Genomic DNA, 14,944 nt, shown 5'->3' on the forward strand with positions numbered 1-14,944 from the left:
GGCGATTCAACCGGCACGATTCAAACCGTCAAAATCCAAAATGAGGCAAAATTCGGGGCATTCGCGTCGGCCGTGGCGTCGCCGGCGGCATTTCCCAACCTTTCTCGACCAAGAGCAAAGCGATGAGTAACAAGCAACCTACGATCATCTACACCCTGACCGACGAAGCCCCGCTGCTCGCGACGAGTGCTTTTCTGCCGATCATCCGTACATTTACCGCTCCGGCTGGCGTCCATGTCGAGACCAGCGACATTTCCGTGGCCGGCCGTATCCTCGGCGAGTTTCCGGAATTCCTGACGCAGGAACAGCGCGTGCCGGATAATCTGGCCGAGCTGGGGCGCCTGACGCAAGACCCGGACACCAACATCATCAAGCTGCCGAACATTTCGGCGTCGGTGTTCCAGCTCGTCAGCGCGATCAAGGAACTGCAGTCGAAGGGCTACAAGGTCCCGGATTATCCGGAAGACCCGAAGAACGACGAAGAAAAAGAGATCCAGAAGCGTTACTCGAAGTGCCTCGGCAGCGCGGTGAATCCGGTTCTGCGCGAAGGCAACTCGGACCGCCGCGCGCCCGCCGCCGTCAAGAACTATGCGAAGAAGCACCCGCACAGCATGGGCGAGTGGAGCATGGCGTCGCGTACGCACGTGGCGCACATGAAGCACGGCGACTTCTACCACGGCGAAAAGTCGATCACGAACGACAAGGCGCGCGAAGTCCGCATGGAACTCGTCACGAAGCGTGGCGAGACGATCGTGCTGAAGCCGAAGGTCAAGCTGCAGGACGGCGAGATCGTCGACAGCATGTTCATGAGCAAGAAGGCGCTGGTCGAATTCTACGAAGACCAGATGGAAGACGCGCGCAAGACGGGCGTGATGCTGTCGCTGCACGTGAAGGCGACGATGATGAAGGTTTCGCACCCGATCGTCTTCGGCCACGCCGTCAAGGTGTTCTACAAGGACGCGTTCGCGAAGCATCAGAAGCTGTTCGACGAACTGGGCGTGAACGTCAACAACGGTCTGGTCGATCTGTACACGAAGATCGAATCGCTGCCTGAATCGCAGCGCGACGAAGTGATCCGCGACATGCACGCGTGCCACGAGCACCGCCCCGCGCTGGCGATGGTCGATTCGGCCAAGGGCATCTCGAACCTGCACGCACCGAACGACGTGATCGTCGACGCATCGATGCCCGCGATGATCCGCGCGGGCGGCAAGATGTGGGGCGCCGACGGCCGTCCCGCGGATACCAAGTGCCTGATTCCGGAAAGCACGTTTGCGCGCATTTACCAGGAAATCATCAACTTCTGCAAGACCAACGGCGCATTCGATCCGCGCACGATGGGCACGGTGCCGAACGTCGGCCTGATGGCGCAGAAGGCGGAAGAATACGGCTCGCACGACAAGACCTTCGAGATCGCTGAAGACGGCGAAGCGCGCATCGTCGACAACGCGACGGGCGAAGTGCTGAGCGGCCTGACGCAGCAGGTCGAGCAGGGCGACATCTGGCGCATGTGCCTTGTGAAGGACGCGCCGATTCGCGACTGGGTCAAGCTCGCGGTCACGCGTGCGCGCAACTCGGGCATGCCCGTGGTGTTCTGGCTCGACCCGTACCGTCCGCATGAGAACGAACTGATCCACAAGGTGCAGACGTACCTGAAGGATCACGACACGGATGGTCTCGAGATCCACATCATGTCGCAGGTTCGTGCGATGCGTTACACGCTGGAGCGCGTGATCCGTGGTCTGGACACGATTTCGGCGACGGGCAACATCCTGCGCGATTACCTGACCGACCTGTTCCCGATCATGGAACTGGGCACGTCCGCGAAGATGCTGTCGATCGTTCCGTTGATGGCGGGCGGCGGCATGTACGAGACGGGTGCGGGCGGCTCGGCGCCGAAGCACGTGAAGCAGCTGGTCGAGGAGAACCACTTGCGGTGGGATTCGCTGGGTGAGTTTTTGGCGCTGGCTGTGTCGCTCGAAGAGCTGGGTATCAAGTCGGGGAATGCACGCGCCAAGGTGCTGGCGAAGACGCTGGATGCTGCTACCGGTAAGCTGCTCGACAACAACAAGAGCCCGTCGCCGAAGACGGGCGAGCTCGACAACCGTGGCAGCCAGTTCTACCTCGCTATGTATTGGGCGCAGGAGCTGGCCGCGCAGACCGATGACGCTGAACTTGCTGCGAAGTTTGGCCCGCTGGCCAAGGTGCTGACCGAGAACGAGAAGACTATCGTTGGGGAACTGACGGACGTTCAGGGTAAGAGTGTTGATATCGGTGGCTACTATCAGCCGGACTTTGCGAAGCTGGAAGCGGTTATGCGGCCGAGCAAGACGTTGAATAACGCGCTGGCAGCTGTGACTGTCTAAGTCTTCTGACTGTAGTGATTTAAGCGGAGCCCGCGCATGATGTTTTGATGTGCGGGCTTTGTTCTTTTGGCCTTTGCGTTGGCATCCGAGGGGGCGATTTCGCGGTGCGAGTGGGTGGGTTTGCTTGTGTTTGCGCTGGCATCTGCGATTTGCTTTTGCTTTCGCTGGCATCCGCGAATTGTTAGCGTGCTTCAGGCGTCGCCCCTGTGCGGGGCGGCACCTACTTTTCTTTGCCGCCGCAAAGAAAAGTAGGCAAAAGAAAGCGGCTCACACCGCCAATTCTTGACGTTTGCCCACGGGCCCCCAACGTCCCCATCGTTCACACACCAGCGCCTTGGTTAGTGCCCGTTGCCAACGCTTCGAACAAACGCCTCACCCGCTTCAATTACCCGTACCCGGGCCAGCGTCAGCGAATGGTATGTGCCGCCCAGGTGGCAAACTGTGTGTAGGTTGTCGCACCGCACGGGTTAGCGCTCCTACCAGAAACACCGATCTTGCTACCCAGTCCGGAGTGGTGCGTGTACGACGCGAAAGCCGACACACAGTTTGCCACCTGGGCGGCGGCAGACTGTCTGGCACGACGTGCTGTGACGCGGGAGCGTGAAGCGGGTGAGGCGTACAGAGGGAGCGTTGGCAACGCACGCTAACCGGTGCGCTGCCGTATGAAGCGTGGGGCCGTTGGGGCCCGTGGACAAAGGTCAAGGGCTGGCGGTGTGAGCCGCTTTCTTTTGCCTACTTTTCTTTGCGGCGGCAAAGAAAAGTAGGTGCCGCCCCGCACAGGGGCGACGCCTGAAGCACGCTAACGTAACGCGGATGCCAGCTCAAAGGCAAACACACAGGGGCGACGCCTGAAGTACGCTAACAATTCGCGGATGCCAGCGCAAAGCCAAATCGCAGACGCCAGCGAAAGCGCAAACTCACAGCCCCCCCATGAAGCCCGCTAACGAATCGCAGATGCCAGCGCAAAAAGCAAACGAAAACCCCAGGCAATATGCAAACCCCAACGAAATCAAAACCCACCCCCCACCCCGCGTCCAACGCATAAAACCAACCCCATGCGCGCTCACCACCAGGCGTTCTTCGCGTCACTGTTCTTCTCGCGGCTCGCAGACCAGATCCTGCTATTTCTCGTACCGCTAGTCGTCTTCCAGACGACCCAACAGACGACATGGTCAGGCATCGCATTCTTTATCGAGGCGTTCCCGCGCTATCTCGTGTTTCCCGTGTGCGGCGCACTCTGCGATCGCATGTCGCCCGTCGTGGTGCTGCGCGCGAGCCAGCGGTTTCGCGCGATGGCATGCGCCGTGGGCATTGCAGGCTTCGCGATAGCAGGCGGAATCGGCTGGCTGATCGCGCTGTCCGCCATATGCGGCGCACTCACCAGCCAGGGGCTGGTCGCTCGCGAAGTGCTGCTGCCGCAGGTCTTCAAGTCCGAGCGCTTCGAGAAGGTGCTGTCCTATGCGCAGATCGCCGATCAGGTCGGTGTGGTCCTCGGCCCAATGCTGGCCGGATTGCTGCTCGGCTGGTCGCGCTGGGAATACGTGGTCGGCGTCGCGGCCGCGCTGTTTTTCGCCGCCGATGGCGCAACCCTGTTCTGGCAGCGCGCCAGCGCTTTCGAATGGACGCCGCACGGGCATGCGGCCGGCGACTGGCTCGCGCCCGTGAAAACGGCTCTCGCCCACGTGGTGCGGCTGCCGGGGCTGAGTCGGCTGGTCGCCCTGGCGGCCGCCGAAAACCTCGTGATCGGTGTGACGCTCGCGACCTCGGCGGCCATGGTGACGGGACTGCATCGCCGGTCGGATGCGTTTTATGCGTTCGTGCAGACGGCGGGCGCAATCGCGACCATCGTGATTCTGCTGCTGATCGCCCGCGTGCGGATACCGCGCAAGGCGCTCGGGCTCGTGTCGTTTCTCGCGATTTTCGCGGGCGGGCTGCTGGCTGGCGTGAGCCCTTCCATTTGGGGCTACGTCGCGGGCTTTCTGCTGATCGTCGGCTTCGACAAGATGTTCAGCATCTATATCCGCAGCGTGCGCCAGGCCATCATTCCCGCAAAGGACTACGGTAAGACGCTCGGCGTCGTCATCATGCTCAACAATCTGACGCAGCCGCTGGCGGGCTTGCTGGTCGGCATGTTTTCGGGGAATGGGCGCATGAGCGCCGTCGTCGTGGCGATCTCGCTCGGGATGGGCGCGTTGGGGATGATCGTCGTGCTCGCGGGCATCGGCGCAGGGCGGCGGCGCGTGCACGTTGCGCAGCTGCAGAAGCAGACGCCCGACAGCGCCGACTAGCGTGCCCTGTCACAATGAGACGTTAGCCCTTCATCAACGGAGCGCCATCGGCATGCCATCTGACGACGAGTTGAAACACTTCGAAGCGCACGGGGCGGCGCCACTGCCCGAAGCACAGGAAGAAGGTTGCGTGGACAACGCGGGCGCACGCATCGCCTGGTCCACATATGGCGTGGGCTACCCCGTGGTGCTGTTGCATGGCGGCCTCGGGCATCGCGGCAACTGGGGTTATCAGGTGCCCGCGCTCGTTGTGGCGGGCTGCCGCGCGATCCTGATCGACAGCCGCGGACATGGCCGCAGCACCCGCGATGCACAACCGTATAGCTACGAGTTGATGGCGTCCGATGTCCTCGCCGTAATGGACGCGCTGCAAGTACAGAAAGCCGCCTTCATCGGCTGGAGCGACGGCGCCTGCACCGCGCTGATTCTCGCCCGCCGCGCGCCGCAGCGCGTCGCGGGCGTGTTTTTCTTCGCGTGCAACATGGACCCGGGCGGCGCGAAGCCTTTCGTGCCGACGCCCGTTATCGACGGCTGCTTCAGGCGGCATCGCGCGGACTACGAGGCGCTGTCGGCAACGCCAGGCGAGTTCGACGCGTTCGTTGCCGCCGTCAGCGAGATGCAGCGCACGCAGCCCGATTATTCCGCCGACGATCTCGCGCAGATCCGCGTGCGCGTGACCGTCGCAATCGGCGAGCACGACGAGTTCATCAAGCAGGAACACGCCGTGTACCTGGCGCAGACCATCCCGAACGCCGAACTGATCGTGCTGCCGAACGTCAGCCATTTCGCGCCGCTGCAACGGCCGGCGCTGTTCAATGGCGTGATCGAGCGGTTCGTGGGAACCGCCTTCGAAACGGACGATTGAAACCGCTCAGTCGGCCTTGGCGCCGACTTTGTCGCTCGCGCCGGCCTCCTTCTTTTCGTCTTCTTCCCAGCCGCCGCCGAGTGCGAGAAACAGATTGACCTGATCGACGGCAACCTGGCCTTCGGCCGCCGACACCTGCGCCGCGACGCTGGTGAGCGTGCGCGTCGCGTCGAGGTCGTCGATGAACGTGTCGCGGCCCGCAGCATACAGACGATGCGTTTCATCCGCCGACTGCACGGCCGACTTGTACGCGGTGCGCAATGCGTCGGCGCGCGTCGTATCCGATGCGTAAGTCGACAGGCTCGTCTGCGTTTCGCGCAGCGCATTCAGCACGACGCCGTCGAAGCGCGCGAGTGCGCCGCCCGTCGCGGCTTCCGCTTCGTGAACGCGCGCGCGCTGGCCGTTGATCGGGAATGTCCAGCTGATCAACGGGCCGAACGCCCAGCGGTTCGTGGTCGGGCCGAACAGATCTTCGACGACGCCGACCGAGCCCGCCGATGCGCCAATGCTCACGGTCGGATACAGCGCCGCCGTCGCGACGCCGATGCGCGCCGTCGACGCCGCCAGCAGCCGTTCGGCCTGGCGCACGTCGGGCCGGCGCTTGAGCAGCGCCGCGCCGTCGCCGACGGGGATCGGCTGCTTCAGATGCGGCAGCCGGCTGCAGGCGAGGGCGGCGGGCGGCAGATCGGACGGCGCGCGCGCGAGCAGCATCGCGAGCCGGTATTGCGCGGCGCGGCGGCGCGCGATGAAGCGCGGAATGTCGGCGGCGAGCGTGTCGGCCTGCGTCTGGCCGCGCGTCACATCGGGCTGGTTGCCACGGCCCGCGTCGCGCAGCCGCTGCGTGAGCTTGACACGTTGCTTTTGCAAAGCCAGGGATTGCTGCGCGATCTCCAGTTCTTCGGCCGCCGAGCACGATTCGACATAGGCGCGCACGACATCGGCGACGACCGTGATGCGCGCGAGATCGCTTGCGGCTTCGACGGCTTCGTCGTCGGCCTTCGCGGCCTCGACGCCGCGCCGCAGCTTGCCGAACAGATCGATTTCGTACGACACGCTCAGATCCAGCGCGCCTTCGTTGACGACGGGAATCTTTTCCGACAGCAGGTACTGTTCAGCGGATTCCTGCGCGCGCTGAAAGGCCGCCGAGGTCTTGCCGGAAAAACCGCCCTGTTCGTTCGCGAAGTCGAGCTGCGCGCGCGAGCGCGCGAGATTGGCCGCCGCCACGCGCAGATCGGTGTTCGACGACAGCGCCTCGGTCACCAGCTGATCGAGCACGGGGTCGTCGTACAGACGCCACCACTTCGAGGGCACGGCCTGCTGCGTGACGGGCGCCTTGTCCGCGCCGTCGATGGCCGCGTTCGCATACGGCGCGTTGACCGCCGCGTTGTCGGGCAGCTTGTAGTTCGGGCCAACCGTCGTGCAGCCGTTCAACGCGAGCGCAACAGACAACAAAGCGGGCAACAAGGATGGCGGCAACGCCAGGCCGGCGCGCGTCGCCGTGAGGGACGGAAAGCGTTTCATTGCGATGCGCCCGAAGCAGAATGGGTGGCGCTAGCCGGCGCGGTGCCGACGATGGCCGCGCCCGTGGTCGAAGCACCGCCGGGCGAGGCAGCCGAAGCCGCCGCGGCATCCGACGCCGCCGGGCGGCGTCCCATCGAAGGCCCGATGCCGCGCACCGACACCGTCGCCGTGCGGCCCGCGATCATGCGGAAGTCGGCGGGCACCTCGTCGAGCGCAACGCGTACGGGAATGCGCTGCGCGAGACGCACCCAGCTGAACGCGGGATTCACGTTGGGCAGCAGGTTCGGGCTTTGCTGGCGGTCGCGGTCCTCGATCGCCGCGACGATGCTCAGCACATGGCCGCGCAGCACGCCCGGCTCGCCCATCACCTTGATGTCGACAGGCTGGCCGATGTCGATGCCGTGCAGCTTGGTTTCCTCGAAGTAGCCGTCGACGCGGAACGAATGCATGTCGACCACCGACAGCACCGCGTGTCCCGCCGAAACATATTCGCCCACACGCGGCGCGCGATCGTTGAGATAGCCGTCCACCGGACTCACGACCACCGTGCGCTGCAGGTTCAGGCGTGCCGTGTCGATTGCGACTTCGGCGTCGGCGAGCGCGGCCGTGGCCGTTTCGACGCGCGAGTGCGTCTCCTCGACGGCTTCGCGCGCGACGAGATTGCCGAGCGCGCGGTTGCGGGCATCTTCGCGGCGTGCCTGATCGAGCGTCGCGCGGCGCTGCTGCGCGGTGGCTTGCGCGTTACGCAGCGCAAGCGCGTAGCGCGCCTGGTCGATCACGAACAGCACTTCGCCTTGCTTGACCTGCTGGTTGTCGACGACTTTCACCTGGGTGATGAGGCCGGATACGTCGGGCGCAACCTGGATGACGTCGGCACGCACGTGGCCGTCGCGCGTCCACGGCGCGAACATGTAGTAGTCCACCAGCTTCCACAGCACGGCCGCTGCGATCACGACGACGATAAGGGTGAGCAGGATCTGCCCGACGGAGAACCAGGTTTTTTTCACGTTATGAACCGGTGCGAAACGATGACGACAAGCCCCAGCAGCAGAACATAGATGCCGAGATCGAAAATGGAACGGTGCCAGATGAAGCGGTAAACGCCGATGCGCGCGAACACGTTGCGCACGACCAGGTTCATCAGATAGGCGATGAACATCAGCACCAGCACGGCTGGCACGAACACGCCGAGAATGTCGATTTCGCCGATCATTTGCGTCGACAGAAAGTGAGAGAGGGGTTTCGCATCAGGCTGCGGTCTCCGGTTGTGGCGGCGCATGGCTGCCGGGCGCGGGATGCGGCGGGAACAGCGACAGGCGCATGCCGACCAGCGCGTGCAGCGTCTCGCGCAGCCAGCGCTCGCCATGCGGCGTGACGGGCGGGGGCGCCGGCGCAGCGCCCGGTTCTGCTTGCCCCGGCTGCGCGCCGCCTTGCGTCTGCGCGATGTTGCGCGTGGTCACTTGCGCGACGGCGGCATCGATCGTTTCGATCAGCGCGGCGGGCACCGGCTGCCGTTCGCGGCGCGCGATGCACTGCTCGAAATACTGCCGCACGCCGGCGAGCACGTCATCGATGGAGCCTTGCAGGTCGTAGGTCAGCTTGCGGCGCGTGCGCCGGAGGTCGAGCGCGTTCAGCGCGACGCGGAAGTCGCGGAAGCTTTCGATCGCCGGATGGCGGTTCGAGTCCGAGGCCGCGTGGCGCGGCAGCAGCTGCATCAGCCGGTCGAGCATGCGCGAATACAGATTGCGCTGGTCTTCGATCGCCGCCGTCGACGCGCTCACCACGACGTCGGCCCATGCGGACCGCGTGAGCCGCCCGGCCGCCAGTTCGGCGCCGAACGGCCGCGTGATGCGCGTCCAGATGAAAGCGAACAGCAAGCCCGCGACGCCCGCCAGATTGCTGTTGATGAACACGAAGAAGTCGGCTTCGTAAGCGCTCTGAATGCTGATGAAGGTCGCCGTGTTGACGGCCGTGAGCAACGTCACGAGCGTGAATTGCGGGCTCGGGATCAGCGTGCCGATAATGAGGAACGGCCCGGAGAAGATCACGACCAGCATCGCGAAATCGTGCACGTGCGGCAGCACCACGAACACATACAGCCCGGCGAGCACGACGCTCGCGCAGGTCGCGAGGAAGAACTTGAAGACGGAGGGCGCGGGATCGTCGAGCGCCGCGAAGAAGCAGCAGGAAACGGCGGCGAGCGTGACGGCGGCTGCGCCGTCGTTCCAGCCCGACGCGATCCACAGTCCGCACGCGACGATCACCGCGCCGACGGCCGATGCGGTGGAAAACAGCATCATGCCGTAGTCGAAGTAGCGCTCGGTGCCGCCCAGCCGCCAGTGGCGAAAGTGTGGCCGCCACAGGACCGTTTCGTGCACGATGGCCGCGCGCAGGCAGCGGATGTCGCGCCAGACGTCGATGACCTGGCCCAGACGCCACAGCGCGTTCGACAGCAGCGCGCCGTCCCAGCTCGCGAGCGCCTGGGCGGAGGGCCGCATCGCATCGACGCGCGCGCGCAGCGCTTCGGCTTCGTGATCGGGCTCGTCCGCGTGTTTGGCTTCGAGCGCGGGCGCCTTGATCCACTTCGCGACGTCCGCGAGCAGCGTCTCGAGTTCGGGCGTATGCGCGCCGCGCTGCCGTACCAGCTCGATCAGCGGATCGGCCATCGACGATATCAGCGGCAGGAAAATCTGCATGCGGCCTTGCAGGGCGCGCGCCCGGCGCACGATGTCGGGCCGCGTGTGATCGTAGGTCAGTTGACTCAGCAGGAATTCGAGCCCGTTGACGGTGGCCGCGAGGCGCTGGCGCGAGGCCGAGATCGTCGCGCCCGCGATATGGCCGGACAGCGTTTCGCTGGCGTAGAACGCGGCGTCGCGGAACCACGCGTCGGTGCGCTCGATCAGCGTCGGCGCAAGGCGGCTCGGAAACACCACGCTGCCGACGATGCTCGCGACCACGATCCCCAGCAAGATCTCTTCCGTACGCGTGATGGCGAGATCGAAGACGGTGGTCGGATTGGTGACGGCGGGCAGCGCGATCAGCGGCAGCGTGTAGCCGGCGAGCAGGCACACATAGCTGCGCGCGGTGCGGTCGTTCAGCGACACATAGAGCATCGTGCCCGTCCACAGCCCGACGATCGTGCTGAACAGGAACGGCGACTCGACGAAGGGCGGCACGATCAGCACCGCGCCCGCCGCACCGAGGGCCGTGCCGAGCGCGCGGTACAGCGCCTTCGAGCGGGTCGCGCCGACGAACGGATTCGAGACGATATAGACGGTCGCCATCGCCCAGTACGGACGGGGCAGTTCGAGCGCAAGGCCGATGTACAGCGCGATCATCGCGGCCGCGAAGGTCTTGGCGGAAAACAGCCAGTCGCGGACTGAGGGATAGGCCATGGCGGTTATGCGTTGCGTTTGCTGCCGGATCGTGCGGCTGCGGCTGGCTCGTCGGATACGCCCTTGTCGGAGGTGACTGTAGCATCCAGCGACGCGTTGAAGGCATTCAGGACCCGCAGGGTCGTCTCCAGGTCTTCGCGGCTCACACCTTTGAGCACGCGCGCGCGCAGGTCCATCAGCCGCTCTTCCATGCGGGCCGTGACGGCGCGGCCTTCGTCGGTGAGGGTGATGGTCTTGGCGCGCCTGTCGTCGGGATCTTCGTCGCGGCGCACGAGGCCCGCCGCGCACAACTGATCGAGCAGCCGCACGAGTGACGGGCCTTCGATCCCCACATGTTCAGCAAGCGTCACCTGACGCACGGCCTCGCCCAGGCGATGGGCCGTCAGCAGAGGACCCGCGCACGCTTCCGACACGTTGTAGGCAGACAACACGCTATGGCTCGTGCGGCGCCAGCGGCGCGCGGCGACGACCAGCGTGCTGCTGACGGAGCGGCGTAGAAGGTGGAGATTGACCATGGGCCGGGATTGTATGTCGATTTTTATTCGTTAGCATCCTATCGACATAAATTTTTAAGGAAATACTTCAAAATTTGCTTGCGCTGTGTTTGGCAGGCGAGCGCTGGCGCGGCGCTTGCCCGCCGGAGGCAGCTTGTCGAGCGTCAAGGCGGACTTACGCGTCGTTCAGACCTTTGCCGTCGAGAATCATCGGCAGGCATTTTTCGATTCGCGATTCCCGGGTTTTCGATTGCTTCGCCGAAGAGAAGTGGAGCAGATAGGCGCGTTGGCGTCCGGGCGTTAGTGCTTCGAAAGCTTTTTTCAGCGTGGGCGTTTTATCCAGCCTGTTCTGGAATTCCTCGGCGACTTCAAATTCTTCGGTCGATTTGTGAACCACTTTCAGGCCGGCTTTTTCGACTTCGATCGCCGCGCGGATGTAGGTCTTCAGAACCGCTTGCAGCTTGACGATTTCCTGCAGGCTCGTGAACCGTACCTGCCGGGCCGACTGCACGTTCTCCGTCTGCTGGATCAGGATGCCTTTCGGGTCCTTCAGCAACGCGCCCTTGACGAACAGGATCGCGCAGTATTCCTTGAAGCCGTGAATGAGCACGACGTTTTTGTCGTCGACCGTGTAGCAGGGAACGCCCCATTTCAATTCTTCCGTGACGGGGCATTCCAGCAGGATCGCTCGGAGTTTTTCTGTTTCTTCACGCCACTTTTCGAGCTTGTCGATATAGGCGTCGACCTTGGGATTCATTTTTGTCCCTCAGGAAAAAGGCGAGCCTATGGTACCGCCCGCCGCCGGGGGCGGCAAACCGGGCTTCCAGCCCGCCTGGAAGCCGGACTAGAAGCGGGGCTAGAAGCGATCGGCGCGGAACGGATGAGGATCGGTGACGGTGGCGGCGCCCGTCATCATTTCCGCGAGCAGGCGCCCCGTGACGGGCCCGAGCGTCAGCCCGTGGTGCGCATGGCCGAACGCGAACCAGAGGTCCTTGTGGCGTGTCGCGGGGCCGATGATCGGCATCATGTCCGGCGTGCACGGTCGGCGGCCGAGCCACGGACGCTCGTCGAGCCGCGCGCCGAGCGGAAAGGTCGCGCGCGCGATGGGTTCGATCGCATCCAGTTGCACGGGTGTCGCGGGCGCGTCGCAGGCGGCCAGTTCCGCGCCCGTGGTCAGCCGGATGCCGCGCGCCATTGGCGTGATCATGTAGCCGATCTCGGTGTCGAGCACGGGTTGATTCAGCCGCGCGCCGTCCTGCGCCGCGTAGTGCATGTGATAGCCGCGCTTGACCGCGAGCGGCAGACGGTAGCCGAAACGCGCGCTGACGGTATCCGACCAGGGTCCGAGCGAGATGACGGCCGACTGCGCGTCGATACGGCCCGCGTCCGTATCGACGCTCCAGTGCGGTTCGAGTGTCGACGCATCGCCGATGAAGACGCGGCCGCCAAGCTGCTCGAAGTAACGCGCGTAGGCCGTGACGAGCGCGTTGGGATCGCTGACGGACTCGGCGTCGGTGTAGCGCAGCGCGCCCAGCAACGCGTGGCTCAGCGACGGCTCCGCGCGCCGCAGCTGCGTGGCGTCGAGTGCGTCGAAGGTGACGCCGTACTCAGCTTGCCAGCGTTCGACGTCGCGCAACGCGGCGTCCTGCTTGCGCGCGCTGCGAAACACTTTCAGCCAGCCGCCCGTGCGCACCAGCGCCTGCGCGCCCGAAGCGTCGATCAGCGCCCGATGCTCGCTGACGCAATGCTCGATCAGCGTCGCGTACGAGCGCGCGATGGCCGTGTGACGATCCGCGCGCGAGTAGTGCCAGTAGCGGTAGAGAAACGGCAGCAGCTTCGGCATCGCGCTGAAGTGATAGCGGACATCGAGCGAGCGGTTGCGCGCGTAGCGCAGCAGCGTGCTGGCGTCGCGCGGAAACGCATACGGGTAGACGCCTTCGCGCTGGATCAGCCCGGCGTTGCCGAACGACGTCTCGTTGCCCGGCGCCTTGCGATCGACGAGCGCCACGGTCAGCCCGCGCTTTTGCAGATGCACGGCAACCGACACGCCCACCATGCCGCCGCCGAGTACGACAGTATCGAACTTCATTGCTGCGTATCCTCGTGCGATGACCTCATGCGAGCGCCGTCACGGCGATTTCGACATCGAGGCCCGGTTTCATCAGCAGGGCCTGCACGCAGGCGCGCGTCGGCGCGTGGCCCGCGGGCACCCACGCATCCCACACGGCGTTGAATTCGTCGAAGTGCTTCGGGTCGCTGAGCCACACGTTCGCGGTGAGCACGCGCGTCTTGTCGACGTTCGCGGCTGCGAGCAGCGTGTCGATGCGCGTGAGGATTTGCGTCGCCTGCACGGTGATCGACGCGCCCGCCGTGTCCGGCACCTGGCCGGACAGATGGACGACGCCGTTGGCGATCACCACCTGGCTCATGCGGGCGTTGGTTTGCAGTCGTTGGATCTCGTTGGACATGATGGATTGCTATGAGTCAGACGGATGATGTGCCGGCTTGCGCTTCGCCGGTGGAATCGAAAATGGGCGGCGCGGTGACAATCGACTTGAGCGCCGGGTTCGGCTTTGCGAGCCGCGCCAGATCGGGACGCGGGCGGCGCAATGCGGGGTGTGTGTCGAAAGCCTGTTCCATCGCGCGCGCGACGGCCAGCGTCTTGAGATCGCCATGAAACGGCCCGACGATCTGCAAGCCGAACGGCATGCCCGCAGCATCGACGCCGCATGGCAACGACAAGGCGGGATGCGTCGTCAGCGTCACGACGTAGGTCAGCGCGAGCCAGCGGTAGTAGTTCTCCTGCGCGCGGCCGTTGATCTGCGCCGCGTAAAGCTCGCGCCACGGGAACGGCGAAACGGGCGTGGTCGGCGAGAGGATCACGTCGTAACGGTCCAGCGCCGACTGGAAGCGCCGGAAAATCCGCGTCTGTTCCGCTTGTGCCCATGCGCTGTCGGCGAGTGTCATCGCGGCGCCCATCTCGTAGTTCGCGCGCGTGTTCGGACCGAGCGCGCCCGGGTCGCGCGCATACGCGTCCCGCAAACCCGCGACGAAGCTTTCCGCGCGAATCACGTCGAACGCGCGGTGCGCATCGCCGAGATCGAACTGGACCGGTTCGCAGGTTTGCACCATCGGCGCGAGCGCCGCCACACGTGAGCGGAAGAGGGCGCGGATGCCGTCGTCGACGTCGCAGCAGCCGAAGTCTTCCGTATAGCCGACGCGCAGCGTGGCGAGATCGAGCGCAGGCAGCGTTGCAAAACCGAGGGGATCGACTTCGTAGCTAAGCGGATCGCCTGTCGAGAGGCCCGCCGTTGCCGCGAGTTGCAATGCCGTTTCTTCGACATCGCGGCCCATCGGCCCGACCACGGAAATAGGCGTCCAGCCTAGTAGCCGGCGCGAATTGGGCACGAGCCCGGCGGACGGCCGGAAGCCCACCACGCCGCATTTCGACGCGGGAATGCGCAGCGAGCCGCCCGTATCGGAGCCGGTGCAGACGGGCAGCATGTCGCAAGCGAGCGCCGCCGCCGAGCCGCCCGATGAGCCGCCCGCGTTCAGTTCCGGATTGAACGGATTGCCTGTCGCGCCCCACACCGGATTGCGCGTGTTCGCGCCCGCGCCCAGTTCGGGCACGTTGGTCTTGGCGACGAGAATCGCGCCCGCCGCGCGCAATCGTTCGACCAGCACGACGTCGCGCGACGGCACATGGCCGCGCGACATCGGCGAGCCGTAGGTGGTCAGCAGGCCCGCCGTGTCTTCGAGGTCCTTTACGCCGAGCGGCAGCCCGTGCAGCAGCCCGAGCGGCTCGCCGTCCAGCACCTTGCGCTCGGCGGCCTTCGCGGCCTTGCGCGCGTCGTCGTAGCAGGTCGCCGTGATCGCATTGACGGCGGGGTTGATGGTTTCGATCCGCTCGATGCAGGCTTCGAGCAGTTCGACGGGGGAAATCTCTTTCGCGCCGATCATCCGGCGCAATTCGACGGCGTTGCGGGCGACGAGGTCGTCGTTAGCGGACATGGTT

12 protein-coding genes are annotated in these 14,944 nt (G+C 65.0%); 3 read left to right on the top strand and 9 right to left on the bottom strand.

Translation table 11 applies throughout. From position 1 onward, the window contains the following. The first annotated feature begins 122 nt into the window (after positions 1–122). The 3 genes from C2L66_RS22280 (at position 123) to C2L66_RS22290 (ending at position 5,519) form a co-directional block, all read left to right on the top strand. Entirely contained in the window at positions 123–2,366 is a 2,244-nt protein-coding gene (locus C2L66_RS22280; protein ID WP_054934787.1) for an NADP-dependent isocitrate dehydrogenase, read from the top strand. 1,055 nt (positions 2,367–3,421) lie between these two features. Beyond that, positions 3,422–4,654 (top strand): MFS transporter, encoded by a 1,233-nt coding sequence (locus tag C2L66_RS22285; RefSeq protein WP_060602849.1) that lies wholly within the window; start codon positions 3,422–3,424, stop codon positions 4,652–4,654. Between the two features lie 52 nt (positions 4,655–4,706). Continuing rightward, a complete protein-coding gene (locus C2L66_RS22290; protein ID WP_060602846.1) occupies positions 4,707–5,519 on the top strand; it encodes an alpha/beta fold hydrolase in 813 nt (270 codons plus the stop codon). A gap of 6 nt (positions 5,520–5,525) precedes the next feature. Here C2L66_RS22290 and C2L66_RS22295 read toward each other — a convergent pair whose 3' ends face one another. The 9 genes from C2L66_RS22295 to C2L66_RS22335 form a co-directional block, all read right to left on the bottom strand. Then, positions 5,526–7,040: an efflux transporter outer membrane subunit gene (locus C2L66_RS22295; RefSeq protein WP_060602843.1), complete on the bottom strand. Its 1,515-nt coding sequence runs from the start codon at positions 7,038–7,040 to the stop codon at positions 5,526–5,528. Further along, positions 7,037–8,047 (bottom strand): efflux RND transporter periplasmic adaptor subunit, encoded by a 1,011-nt coding sequence (locus tag C2L66_RS22300; protein WP_060602841.1) that lies wholly within the window; start codon positions 8,045–8,047, stop codon positions 7,037–7,039. The genes C2L66_RS22295 and C2L66_RS22300 overlap by 4 nt, the downstream gene beginning before the upstream one ends. Further along, on the bottom strand, positions 8,044–8,253 hold the full coding sequence (locus C2L66_RS22305) for a DUF1656 domain-containing protein (RefSeq protein ID WP_054934793.1): 210 nt from the start codon (positions 8,251–8,253) through the stop codon (positions 8,044–8,046). The genes C2L66_RS22300 and C2L66_RS22305 overlap by 4 nt, the downstream gene beginning before the upstream one ends. A gap of 34 nt (positions 8,254–8,287) precedes the next feature. Continuing rightward, on the bottom strand, positions 8,288–10,435 hold the full coding sequence (locus tag C2L66_RS22310) for an FUSC family protein (protein WP_060602839.1): 2,148 nt from the start codon (positions 10,433–10,435) through the stop codon (positions 8,288–8,290). 5 nt (positions 10,436–10,440) lie between these two features. Beyond that, entirely contained in the window at positions 10,441–10,950 is a 510-nt protein-coding gene (locus C2L66_RS22315) for a MarR family winged helix-turn-helix transcriptional regulator (RefSeq protein WP_054934795.1), read from the bottom strand. Between the two features lie 154 nt (positions 10,951–11,104). Continuing rightward, a complete protein-coding gene (locus C2L66_RS22320; RefSeq protein ID WP_060602836.1) occupies positions 11,105–11,686 on the bottom strand; it encodes a YdeI/OmpD-associated family protein in 582 nt (193 codons plus the stop codon). A 99-nt stretch (positions 11,687–11,785) separates the two neighbouring features. Further along, complete coding sequence (locus C2L66_RS22325; protein WP_060602833.1) at positions 11,786–13,018, bottom strand: NAD(P)/FAD-dependent oxidoreductase; 1,233 nt, start codon at positions 13,016–13,018, stop codon at positions 11,786–11,788. Between the two features lie 25 nt (positions 13,019–13,043). Beyond that, complete coding sequence (locus C2L66_RS22330) at positions 13,044–13,397, bottom strand: RidA family protein (protein ID WP_054934798.1); 354 nt, start codon at positions 13,395–13,397, stop codon at positions 13,044–13,046. Positions 13,398–13,413: 16 nt separating this feature from the next. Further along, positions 13,414–14,940 (bottom strand): amidase, encoded by a 1,527-nt coding sequence (locus C2L66_RS22335; protein ID WP_060602830.1) that lies wholly within the window; start codon positions 14,938–14,940, stop codon positions 13,414–13,416. Positions 14,941–14,944 lie beyond the last annotated feature (4 nt).

It is taken from the genome of Paraburkholderia caribensis (assembly GCF_002902945.1).
Lineage (GTDB): Bacteria > Pseudomonadota > Gammaproteobacteria > Burkholderiales > Burkholderiaceae > Paraburkholderia > Paraburkholderia caribensis.